Genomic DNA, 10,093 nt, shown 5'->3' with positions numbered 1-10,093 from the left:
CCCCGCCGCCCCTACCCGTCCCATCCCTTGAAGGGGCTCCGCCCCTTCGACCCCGGCCAGGGGGCTGCCGCCCCCTGGACCCCCGCTTCGGCCCGAAGGGCCTCGTCCTCAAACGCCGGACGGGCTGAAAGTGCCTGGAGCGGCACTGAGAAGTGACCGGTCCCGAGCATGAAGCGATGCCCTCTGCGGGTGGGTGGGGGCTCGGGGTGGGCTCAATCCCCCGCATGCCCCTCTGCGTCCGCCCGCGCCAGGCTGCGTGCGCGTCTTGCCGGGCCCCGCCAGCCGCAGATGCAGTGGGCCGTGCAGAAGCGGCCCTTCTCCACGGTTGTCGTGCGGTGTTCCGCGGGGCCGTCGGGATGTGCGGGGGAGGTTGGTCCGTCCTGCTGCGCCACGGCCACAACGTTACCCAGGGCAAGTAAGCGCAACGCCTCCGGTGTGCGTGACGGGGGCACCTACTCGTCGTTAACCGGACGACAGGGGTGCCCGTGACGGACGTACCGGCTGGGGGTAGGCAGGCGATGACGAAGCGGCAGCAGCACAGGCGGAGGCGTGGAGCGGGCGTTGCGGCCGGGGTCCTGTGCGTGTGTCTGGCGGGCACTGGGTGTGTGGCGCAGAGCGGCGCCGCCGTCGGGGACGGGCGCGGCGGGGATGCCGAGGTCATCGTGCGGCGTGCCGCGGACGCGCTGGTCGGGGCCCGGAGTTCCAAGGCCCGGACGTCCATGGAGATGGCCGCCGGGGGGACCCGGGTCACCATCCGGGGCGAGGGCGTGTACGACTTCCGCAAGCAGCGGGGGCGGTTGCGGGTGCTGCTGCCGCAGGATCCTGCCGGGGCCACCGCGCAGCGGCCGATCATGGAGCTGCTCGCCCCGGGGGCGCTGTTCATGAAGAACCGGGGTGCCGGTGTGCCCGCCGACAAGTGGGTACGGGTCGACACCCGGTCCCTCTCCGACGGGAACCTCGTCACCGGGGGCGCGACCGATCCGTTCGCCGCCGCGGAGGTGCTGCGCGGGGCGCGGACGGTGACGTATGTGGGCGAGGAGGACGTCGCCGGTACGGCGGTGCGGCATTACCGGGGGACCGCTGATCTGGTGGTTGCCGCGCGGGAGGCCTCCGAGGGCAATTCGCAAGCGCTTGCGGCGGCGGCGAAAGGGTTCGCCACCAGTGAGGTTCCGTTCGACGTCTACCTCGATGAGGACGGGCGGATCCGCAAGGTGCGGCATCGGTTCAGCTTCGTCAACGGGCAGCAGAGGGACGCCGTCGCCGTGGCCTCGACGACCCTGCTGTACGACTTCGGGGCCCCCGTCGACGTACGGCTGCCGGACGGCGACGACATCTACGCGGGCAAGATCGCTGAGGAGTGAGAGCCCGGGTATGCGTGCGTGACGGGCGTCAAGAACTAGCCCGTCCGTGCCATGCGCGGTGTGTAGGCCGCTCCCTACTCTAGGAAGTCGGTAACGGCAGAGAAGAGGTGATGCACGTGGCTCCGGTCGGCGGTACGGCAGTTCAGGACCACGTGGCCCTCGCCGAGATCGAGCTGTGCGGGGAACTCATCATCGCGGCCTCGACCGCACGCGAGGACCGGCTGAGCCTGGAGAGCATCGACGAGGTGCTGAGAGTCGCGGAGGAGCGGGACGCGGAGGGCGGGTGAGCCCGGCCCTTGCGCGGGCGGCCCGCCGTCAGGTGCGCAGCAGCCGGCCGATGGCCTTCGTCGCTTCCTCCACCTTGGCGTCGATCTCTGTGCCGCCCTTGAGGGCCGCGTCGGCGACGCAGTGGCGCAGATGCTCCTCCAGCAGCTGGAGGGCGAAGGACTGCAGGGCCTTGGTGGAAGCGGACACCTGCGTGAGTATGTCGATGCAGTAGACGTCCTCGTCGACCATGCGCTGCAGGCCGCGGATCTGGCCCTCGATGCGGCGCAGGCGCTTGAGGTGTTCGTCCTTCTGCTTGTGGTAGCCGTGGATGCCCCGGTCGTGGTCCGTCACGACCTCCGTGACCGTCGCTTCCACTGTCTCGTCAGCGGCGGAGAGCGCACCCGCGCCGGCCTCGGTGGTCGTCATCGCGTCCTCCAGACGTAAACCGCTTCATATACCCCTACTGGGTATATCGTACCGAACTTTGCTGGGTAGAGGCCCCTGTGGCCGAACCGCGACCGGCCGTTGGACTGGACCACTGGGCAGCCCCCGTGCCGACCACTGTGCCTGATGGGCGACACTGGAGGACGGCCCATTAGCCGTGGCCGGATGATGCGCCTAGCATCAGCCTGACCGAAACCGATCCTTCTTGAGGACCCCACGTGCGATTTCGTCTGACCCCCCGGGAGACGAGCTTCTACGACATGTTCGCCGCATCCGCGGACAACATCGTCACGGGCTCGAAGCTCCTGATGGAACTGCTCGGGGCGGACACCGCCGGCCGGGCCGAGATCGCAGAGCGTATGAGGGCCGCGGAACACGCAGGTGACGACGCCACGCACGCGATCTTCCACCAGCTGAACTCCTCGTTCATCACGCCGTTCGACCGTGAGGACATCTACAACCTCGCGTCGTCCCTCGACGACATCATGGACTTCATGGAGGAGGCCGTCGACCTGGTCGTCCTCTACAACGTCGAGGAACTGCCCAAGGGCGTCGAGCAGCAGATCGAGGTGCTGGCGCGGGCCGCGGAGCTCACGGCCGAGGCCATGCCGAACCTGCGCACCATGGACAACCTCACGGAGTACTGGATCGAGGTCAACCGGCTCGAGAACCAGGCCGACCAGATACACCGCAAGCTTCTCGCCCACCTCTTCAACGGCAAGTACGACGCGATCGAGGTGCTCAAGCTCAAGCAGATCGTGGATGTGCTGGAGGAAGCGGCGGACGCATTCGAGCACGTGGCGAACACGGTGGAGACCATCGCCGTCAAGGAGTCCTGAGACCCGCACATGGACACCTTCGCGCTGGTCGCGACCATCGGGGTCGCGCTCTTCTTCACGTACACCAACGGCTTCCACGACTCGGCGAACGCGATCGCGACGTCCGTGTCGACGCGGGCGCTGACGCCGCGGGCCGCGCTGGCCATGGCCGCGGTGATGAACCTCGGCGGTGCCTTTCTGGGCTCCGGTGTCGCCAAGACCGTCAGTGAGGGTCTGATCCAGACCCCCGAGGGCTCGAAGGGGATGGGGATCCTCTTCGCGGCCCTGGTGGGCGCGATCACCTGGAACCTCGTCACCTGGTACTTCGGTCTGCCCTCCTCCTCCTCGCACGCGCTGTTCGGCGGCATGGTGGGGGCGGCGCTGGCCGGCGGCACCACGGTGTACTGGAGCGGGGTGCTGGAGAAGGTCGTCATCCCGATGTTCGTCTCGCCCGTCGTGGGCCTGTGCGCGGGCTATCTCGTGATGACGGCGATCATGTGGATCTTCCGGCGGGCCAATCCGCACAAGGCCAAGCGGGGGTTCCGGATCGCGCAGACCGTGTCGGCGGCCGGGATGGCGCTCGGGCATGGTCTCCAGGACGCGCAGAAGACGATGGGCATCGTGGTGATGGCGCTGGTCATCGCCGATGTCGAGGACTACGGCGATCCGATTCCGGTGTGGGTGAAGATCGTTTGTGCCGTGATGCTGTCGCTGGGGACGTATGCCGGTGGGTGGCGGATCATGCGGACGCTGGGGCGGAAGATCATTGAGCTTGATCCGCCGCAGGGGTTCGCGGCGGAGACGACGGGGGCGTCGATCATGTTCACCACGGCGTTTCTGTTCAAGGCGCCGATCTCCACGACGCATGTCATCACGTCCGCGATCATGGGTGTGGGGGCTACGAAGCGGGTGAACGCCGTGCGGTGGGGTGTGGCGAAGAACATCGTGCTCGGGTGGTTCATCACGATGCCGGCGGCTGCGGTTGTCGCGGCCGGTGCGTTCGGTGTGGTGAAGCTGGCGTTCCTGTAGGCGGTTGTTCGCCGTGGTGGCCCCTGGGTTTTCTCGCCCCCGCCGCCCCTACCCGTCCCATCCCTTGAAGGGGCTCCGCCCCTTCGACCCCGCTGGGGCTGCCGCCCCAGACCCCGCTTCGGCCCTGAAGGGGCGTCGTCCTCAAACTCCCCCAGAGGGGGTGCCCCCAGACGGGCTGAAGGGTCCGGGCCGGCGTCAAGCGCTCTGCGGGCTCGAACGCCGGGTGGCTTGTCCTCAAGTGCCGGCCGGGCTGGAAGGTGGTCGGCGACGGGGCGTCGCAGGTATCCGTGCAGAGACGGGCCCGCCCCCCGGGAGCCGGGGGGCGGGCCCTTTATCTGCCTCGCGGTGGCACCGCCATGCAGCACCGCGAGGGGTTCGTCAGCCGAAGCGGCCGGAGATGTAGTCCTCGGTGGCCTGGACCGACGGGTTGGAGAAGATGCGCTCCGTGTCGTCGATCTCGATCAGCTTGCCGGGCTGGCCGACCGCGGAGAGGTTGAAGAAGGCCGTACGGTCCGAGACGCGTGCCGCCTGCTGCATGTTGTGCGTCACGATGACGATCGTGAAGCGTTCCTTCAGCTCGCCGATCAGGTCCTCGATGGCGAGGGTGGAGATGGGGTCCAGGGCGGAGCAGGGCTCGTCCATCAGCAGGACGTTCGGTTCCACCGCGATCGCGCGGGCGATGCAGAGTCGCTGCTGCTGGCCACCTGACAGGCCCGAGCCGGGCTTGTTCAGGCGGTCCTTGACCTCGTTCCAGAGGTTCGCGCCCTTGAGGGACTTCTCGACGATGTCCTGGAGCTCGCTCTTCTTGTAGCTGCCGTTCAGGCGCAGCCCCGCCGCCACGTTGTCGAAGATCGACATCGTCGGGAAGGGGTTCGGGCGCTGGAACACCATGCCGACCTCGCGGCGGACCGACACCGGGTCGATGCCGGGGCCGTACAGGTCCTCGTCGTCCAGGAGGACCTTGCCCTCCACGCGGCCACCCGACGTCACCTCGTGCATACGGTTCAGCGTGCGCAGGAACGTCGACTTGCCGCAGCCGGACGGGCCGATGAAGGCCGTCACCGAGCGCGGCTCGACCGTCATCGAGATGTCTTCGATCGCCTTGTGGGAGCCGTAGTAGGCGGTGAGTCCGCTCACGTCGATTCGCTTGGCCATGTCTCTACTTCACTTCCAGATCCGTCGGTCGCTGTAGGGCCCCGCGCGGCGGTAGCCGCAGGTCGATGCCTTAACGGCCGGTCTTCGGGGCCTTCCAGCGGGCGATCCCGCGGGCCACCAGGTTGAGGAGCATCACAAAGGCGATCAGCGTGAGCGATGCCGCCCAGGCACGGTCGTACGCCGCCGTCGACCCGGCGCTGTTCGCGTACTGCTGGTAGATGTACAGCGGCAGCGACGCCTGCGCGCCCTCGAACGGGTTGGCGTTGATGAAGCTGTTGCCGAACACCAGGAGCAGCACCGGCGCGGTCTCACCCGTGATACGGGCGACCGCCAGCATGATGCCGGTCGTGATGCCGCCGATGGAGGTCGGTACGACCACCTTCAAGATGGTGCGCCACTTGGGGACGCCGAGCGCCAGGGAGGCTTCGCGCAGCTCGTTCGGGACGAGCTTGAGCATCTCCTCCGTGGAGCGGACCACCACCGGCATCATCAGGATCGCGAGCGCCAACGAGCCGGCGAAGCCGAAGGGCTGCATCTCCAGCATGAGCATGAGGCTGAGGATGAACAAGCCCGCGACGATCGACGGGATACCCGTCATGACGTCGACGAAGAAGGTGATGGCCTTGGCGAGGTTCCCGCGGCCGTACTCCACCAGGTAGATCGCGGTGAGGACGCCGACCGGCGCGGCGATCAGGGTGGCGAGGCCGACCTGCTCCAGGGTGCCGAGGATGGCGTGGTAGATACCGCCGCCCGGCTCGGCGTCGGCGACCACGCCCATGGAGTGGGTCAGGAAGTAGACGTCGAGGACCTTCACACCGCGCGACACGGTCGCCCAGATCAGGGAGACCAGCGGAACGACGGCGAGCAGGAAGGCCACCCAGACCAGCGAGGTGGCGATGCGGTCCCTGGCCTGTCGGCGGCCCTCGACGCGGGCGGCGATGACGTACGTACCGAAGACGAAGAGGAGCCCGGCGATCAGGCCCCACTGGACGCGACTGTCCAGGCCGGCGGCCAGGCCGATGCCGATCGCGACGGCGACGGAGCCGACGGCGATGGCGTACGGGGACCACTTGGGCAGGCGTGCGCCACGCAGGGTGCTGGGGCGCTTGTCGGCGATGGCGGTGCTCATGCGTTGGCCCCCGAGTACTCCTTGCGGCGGGCGATGATCGCGCGGGCCGCGCCGTTGACCAGCAGGGTGATGACGAACAGGACCAGACCGGAGGCGATCAGCGCGTCACGGCCGAACTCGGACGCCTCGCCGAACTTGCTGGCGATGTTCTGGGCGAAGGTGCCGCCGCCCGGGTTGAGCAGGCTGGCTTGGATGTCGAAGGTGGGGGAGAGCACCGTGGCCACGGCCATCGTCTCGCCGAGGGCGCGGCCGAGGCCGAGCATCGAGGCGGAGATGACGCCGGAGCGGCCGAAGGGGAGGACCGCCATGCGGATGACCTCCCAGCGGGTGGCGCCGAGCGCCAGGGCCGCCTCCTCGTGCATCTGCGGGACCTGGCGGAAGACCTCGCGGCTCACGTTGGTGATGATCGGCAGGATCATGATCGCGAGCAGGATGCCGACGGTCAGCATCGAGCGGGCGGGGCCGTCGTCCCAGGAGAAGATGCCGGTCCAGCCGAGGTAGCTGTCCAGCCAGCCGAAGAGGCCGTTCATCTGCGGTACGAGGATCAGGGCGCCCCACAGGCCGTACACGATGGACGGCACGGCGGCGAGCAGGTCGATCACGTACGCGATGGGGCCGCCGAGCTTGCGCGGGGCGTAGTGCGTGATGAACAGCGCGATGGCGACCGCGATCGGGACCGCGATGACCATGGCGATGATCGAGGAGACGATCGTGCCGTAGACGAGGACCGCGATGCCGAACTTCGGCGGGACCGCGCTGGTCTCCCACTCGAAGGCGGTGAGGAAGTTGGCCTCGTCCTTGCTGATCGCGAGGCTCGCCCGGTAGGTGAGGAAGACCGCGATGGCGGCCATGATCACCAGCAGGAAGATGCCGGACCCGCGGGAGAGCGCGAGAAAGACCCGGTCACCGGGCCGGGTGGTGCCGCGGGCCGCGCGCTTCTGCTCGGCGTCCGCGGGGCGTGGGGTGGGGGGAGAAGCTTGAGTCTTCTGTGTCGATATGTCCATCGGGTTCTCCGGTCTGCGGAGCCGTGCGCGGTCTGCGGCGGCTCGGTGGAGTCGTAGCGATGTACGGCTCCGGGCGGCGGTGCACCGGACGGTGCGGTCCGGTCCGGGTTTTTCAGGTCCGGACCGGACCGCACTCAGGTCAGCTCAGGCCATCGATGGTGGTACGAACCTCGGAGATGATCTCCTCGGGCATCGGGGCGTAGTCGTTCGCGGTGAGGATCTTCTGGCCGTCCTCGGAGGCGATGTAGCGCAGGAACGCCTTGGTGCCGGCGAGGGTGTCGGACTTGTTGCCCTTGTCGCAGACGATCTCGTACGTCACCAGGGTGATCGGGTAGGCGCCGTCGGCCTTGGTGGCGTAGTCCAGCTCCAGCGCCATGTCCTTGCCGGTGCCGACCCGCTTGGCGGCGGCGATCATCTTGGTGGCGTTGGCGACGTTGGCCTCGACCGGGGCGGCGGCACCCGTGTCGATCTTGACGGCGTTGATGCCGTCCTTGGCGTACGACAGCTCCATGTAGCTGATGGCGCCGGAGGTCTGCTTGACCTGCTGGGCGACACCGGAGGAGCCGGCGGCGGACTGGCCGCCCTTGGCCTGCCAGGCCTTGCCGCCCTCGTAGGGCCACTCGGACTTGGCGGTGGCGATCAGGTACTTGGTGAAGTTGTCCGTGGTGCCGGACTCGTCGGAGCGGTGGAAGGCCTGGATCTTCAGGTCGGGAAGCTTCGCCTCGGGGTTCAGCTTCGCGATCGCCGGGTCGTTCCAGTTCTTGATCTTGTCGTTGAAGATCTTGGCGAGGGTCGGCGCGTCCAGGACCAGGTTCTCGACACCCGGGACGTTGTAGCCGACCGCGATCGGGCCGCCGACCATCGGGAGGTCGATGCCCTGACCGCCGGTGCAGATCTTCTTGGAGGCGGTGATCTCCTCCTCGTCCAGCGCGGAGTCGGAGCCGGCGAAGGCGACCTGGCCCTGCGTGAACGCGGTGACGCCGGCGCCCGAGCCGCCGCCCTTGTAGTTGATCTGCACGCCGTTGCAGGCAGCGGTGAACTGCTTGACCCAGGCGTCGATCGCGTTCTTCTGCGCGGAGGAGCCGTCGGCGAGCAGCTGGCCCTTGGCGTCGTCACACTTGATGTTGCCGGCCGCGGCGCTGGCGGCCGGGTCGTTGCTGCCGGAGCCGGTGTCGTCGGAGCCGCACGCCGTGAGGGCCAGGGCGCCGGAGACGGCGATGGCGCCGAGAGCGAGAGCCCGCCGGTTCTTGCGCTGAAGCTTCACTTGAGGGAGTTCCTTCCAGGAGCCGCCGGCCTGAATACGGCGGCGTGCGAAGAATGGTTGATGCGGCCCGGCCCCCCGTGGGCGCGGCCCGTCATCGTGCAAGGCCGAAATTAGGCAGAACAGGTGAAGGCGCCGAAGGACGTAAATGAACGAGGGGTGAACCCCTGGGGACGGTGCGGTGAGGTCACGGAACGCTTACGTTGAGGACACGGGCGTATCCCGAGACTTTGTGCGGTTTGGTGCGGACTAGGCCGTCCGCAGCGACGCCAGCAGGGCGTCCACGAGTGAGCGGTCCCTCGGCTGGGTCAGCCGGCTCCGGGCCGCCGTGGGGGAGAGCCACAGCAGGCGGTCCACCTCGGTGCCGGGGGTGAAGGCGCCGGGGCCCGCCTCGGCCGCCCAGTAGCGGACCTCCTTGGGTCGGCCGTTGGCCAGATAGCGCAGGGTCGGCAGCTCGGCGCCGGTCCGGGCGGAGTGCCCCGTCTCCTCCGCGACCTCGCGCAGCGCACCGGCCAGATGGTCCTCGCCGCGTTTCAGCTTGCCCTTCGGGTGGGACCAGTCGTCGTATGAATGTTAAACACAGTGAAGTAAGTCGCAGGTCAGGGCGCCTTCGACGCCTTGGCGGCACCATTGACTTCATGAGTCGAGCGTATGTCGTTCGTGCTGCGGGCTGCCTGTTGTGGCGTCGCTCGTCGGCCGGGCTGGAGCTGGCAGTGGTCTACCGGCCCAAGTGGGCTGACTGGTCCTGGCCCAAAGGCAAGCTCAAGCGAGGGGAAGCGGCCGAAGCGGGGGCACGCCGTGAGGTGCTGGAAGAGACCGGCTACACGTGCCGTCTGGGAGAGAGGCTCCCCGCGTCCCGGTACATCGACCATCAGAGCCGCCCCAAAGAGGTCGTCTATTGGGTGGCAGAGGCAACCGGCGGAGCCTTCGAGCCGAACGAGGAAGTCAGTGATCTTGTCTGGCTCACGCCCGACGATGCCCGTGAACGACTCACGCATGAGAGGGACCGTGATCTGATCCCTGCCGCGCTCATCGCCATTGATAAGGACGAAGACGCGAGGGGGCTGTGATGCCGGAGCAGCAAGAGCGACGCTGGGAGGGAACGGCGACTGTGAGCGTCGCTGACTGGGTGACTGCTGAACTCGAGAGGGCACCCGAGCCGAGCGCAGAGCAGCGCGGAGTGCTGAGCGCTCTATTCGATACGGCACCCTCGGTGGGGCGGGCGGCATGACAGACAAGGTTCCCAAGATGCTGTCGGTTCGCCGGGACGAGAAGCTCGCCCGTGCGCTCCGCGTCATCGGTCATACGGGCATGAACGACAGTGACGCAACCAAGTGGGCGCTGACCATCGCGGCGAACATCCTCGAACTGGCCTGGGTGAACGGACATGAGAAGCTCGGCGCCATACCGGAAATGAGGGTGTACTACAGGGTGAAGGACCCCGTATGACAGGGGTATGACGCAGGTCAGAGGCGGTGCCGCCTCAAGCACCGTGCCTGCCCGTAGGAGCGTATGACGGCCCTCTCCCAACCCGGGACGCTGTTGGCGAATTGTGGGGCGGCCCGTGCGTGACGTCGGTCTCCAAGACCTGGTTGTGGTCTTGGAGACCGACGTTTGTGTTTGGG

12 protein-coding genes and 1 pseudogene are annotated in these 10,093 nt (G+C 67.9%); 6 read left to right on the top strand and 7 right to left on the bottom strand.

Going from position 1 to position 10,093, the window contains the following annotated elements:
* Positions 1–212 precede the first annotated feature (212 nt).
* Entirely contained in the window at positions 213–392 is a 180-nt protein-coding gene (locus ACFU95_RS50315; RefSeq protein WP_383844457.1) for a hypothetical protein, read from the bottom strand.
* A 126-nt stretch (positions 393–518) separates the two neighbouring features.
* Here ACFU95_RS50315 and ACFU95_RS50310 point away from each other — a divergent pair, with 126 nt between their 5' ends.
* Positions 519–1,361, top strand: coding sequence for a hypothetical protein (locus ACFU95_RS50310; RefSeq protein ID WP_383844454.1), 843 nt, complete (start codon positions 519–521; stop codon positions 1,359–1,361).
* A gap of 110 nt (positions 1,362–1,471) precedes the next feature.
* Positions 1,472–1,648: a hypothetical protein gene (locus ACFU95_RS50305; RefSeq protein ID WP_383844451.1), complete on the top strand. Its 177-nt coding sequence runs from the start codon at positions 1,472–1,474 to the stop codon at positions 1,646–1,648.
* Positions 1,649–1,676: 28 nt separating this feature from the next.
* Here the strand turns inward: ACFU95_RS50305 and ACFU95_RS50300 are convergent, their stop codons facing one another.
* The gene (locus ACFU95_RS50300) at positions 1,677–2,054 is read right to left on the bottom strand and encodes a metal-sensitive transcriptional regulator (RefSeq protein ID WP_383844448.1); all 378 of its coding nucleotides are present in this window, start codon (positions 2,052–2,054) and stop codon (positions 1,677–1,679) included.
* A gap of 236 nt (positions 2,055–2,290) precedes the next feature.
* Between ACFU95_RS50300 and ACFU95_RS50295 the strand changes: the two genes are divergently transcribed.
* A complete protein-coding gene (locus ACFU95_RS50295) occupies positions 2,291–2,911 on the top strand; it encodes a DUF47 domain-containing protein (protein ID WP_383844445.1) in 621 nt (206 codons plus the stop codon).
* Positions 2,912–2,920: 9 nt separating this feature from the next.
* A complete protein-coding gene (locus ACFU95_RS50290) occupies positions 2,921–3,919 on the top strand; it encodes an anion permease (protein ID WP_383844442.1) in 999 nt (332 codons plus the stop codon).
* 378 nt (positions 3,920–4,297) lie between these two features.
* On the opposite strand, the gene pstB is transcribed toward ACFU95_RS50290, so the two are convergent.
* The 5 genes and pseudogenes from pstB to ACFU95_RS50265 form a co-directional block, all read right to left on the bottom strand.
* Positions 4,298–5,074, bottom strand: a complete 777-nt coding sequence (gene pstB, locus ACFU95_RS50285; RefSeq protein WP_383844439.1) for a phosphate ABC transporter ATP-binding protein PstB — start codon at positions 5,072–5,074, stop codon at positions 4,298–4,300.
* Between the two features lie 70 nt (positions 5,075–5,144).
* The gene (gene pstA, locus ACFU95_RS50280; protein WP_383844436.1) at positions 5,145–6,203 is read right to left on the bottom strand and encodes a phosphate ABC transporter permease PstA; all 1,059 of its coding nucleotides are present in this window, start codon (positions 6,201–6,203) and stop codon (positions 5,145–5,147) included.
* Complete coding sequence (gene pstC, locus ACFU95_RS50275; RefSeq protein ID WP_383844433.1) at positions 6,200–7,207, bottom strand: phosphate ABC transporter permease subunit PstC; 1,008 nt, start codon at positions 7,205–7,207, stop codon at positions 6,200–6,202. Before pstC ends, pstA begins: the two co-directional genes overlap by 4 nt.
* Positions 7,208–7,346: 139 nt before the next feature.
* Positions 7,347–8,471 (bottom strand): phosphate ABC transporter substrate-binding protein PstS, encoded by a 1,125-nt coding sequence (gene pstS, locus ACFU95_RS50270; protein WP_383844430.1) that lies wholly within the window; start codon positions 8,469–8,471, stop codon positions 7,347–7,349.
* Between the two features lie 246 nt (positions 8,472–8,717).
* Positions 8,718–9,035 (bottom strand): annotated as a pseudogene (locus ACFU95_RS50265) (NUDIX hydrolase); the annotation flags it as partial.
* A 71-nt stretch (positions 9,036–9,106) separates the two neighbouring features.
* Here ACFU95_RS50265 and ACFU95_RS50260 point away from each other — a divergent pair.
* Both ACFU95_RS50260 and ACFU95_RS50255 read left to right on the top strand, forming a co-directional pair.
* Positions 9,107–9,538, top strand: coding sequence for an NUDIX hydrolase (locus ACFU95_RS50260; protein WP_383844428.1), 432 nt, complete (start codon positions 9,107–9,109; stop codon positions 9,536–9,538).
* Positions 9,539–9,695: 157 nt separating this feature from the next.
* On the top strand, positions 9,696–9,917 hold the full coding sequence (locus ACFU95_RS50255; protein WP_383844425.1) for a hypothetical protein: 222 nt from the start codon (positions 9,696–9,698) through the stop codon (positions 9,915–9,917).
* Positions 9,918–10,093: the final 176 nt, after the last annotated feature.

The sequence above is a fragment of the Streptomyces sp. NPDC057623 genome, assembly GCF_042800355.1.
Lineage (GTDB): Bacteria > Actinomycetota > Actinomycetes > Streptomycetales > Streptomycetaceae > Streptomyces.
Note: the sequence above shows the minus strand (reverse complement) of the source record. Positions and strands in the feature narration are given on the sequence as shown.

Bases quoted from the DNA above. Each gene is read 5' to 3' on its own strand.
- pstC (WP_383844433.1), bottom strand. From the start codon at position 7,207: ATGGACATATCGACACAGAAGACTCAAGCTTCTCCCCCCACCCCACGC.
- pstB (WP_383844439.1), bottom strand. From the start codon at position 5,074: ATGGCCAAGCGAATCGACGTGAGCGGACTCACCGCCTACTACGGCTCC.
- pstA (WP_383844436.1), bottom strand. From the start codon at position 6,203: ATGAGCACCGCCATCGCCGACAAGCGCCCCAGCACCCTGCGTGGCGCA.
- ACFU95_RS50300 (WP_383844448.1), bottom strand. From the start codon at position 2,054: ATGACGACCACCGAGGCCGGCGCGGGTGCGCTCTCCGCCGCTGACGAG.
- ACFU95_RS50290 (WP_383844442.1), top strand. From the start codon at position 2,921: ATGGACACCTTCGCGCTGGTCGCGACCATCGGGGTCGCGCTCTTCTTC.
- ACFU95_RS50310 (WP_383844454.1), top strand. From the start codon at position 519: ATGACGAAGCGGCAGCAGCACAGGCGGAGGCGTGGAGCGGGCGTTGCG.
- ACFU95_RS50260 (WP_383844428.1), top strand. From the start codon at position 9,107: ATGAGTCGAGCGTATGTCGTTCGTGCTGCGGGCTGCCTGTTGTGGCGT.
- ACFU95_RS50255 (WP_383844425.1), top strand. From the start codon at position 9,696: ATGACAGACAAGGTTCCCAAGATGCTGTCGGTTCGCCGGGACGAGAAG.
- ACFU95_RS50305 (WP_383844451.1), top strand. From the start codon at position 1,472: ATGCACGTGGCTCCGGTCGGCGGTACGGCAGTTCAGGACCACGTGGCC.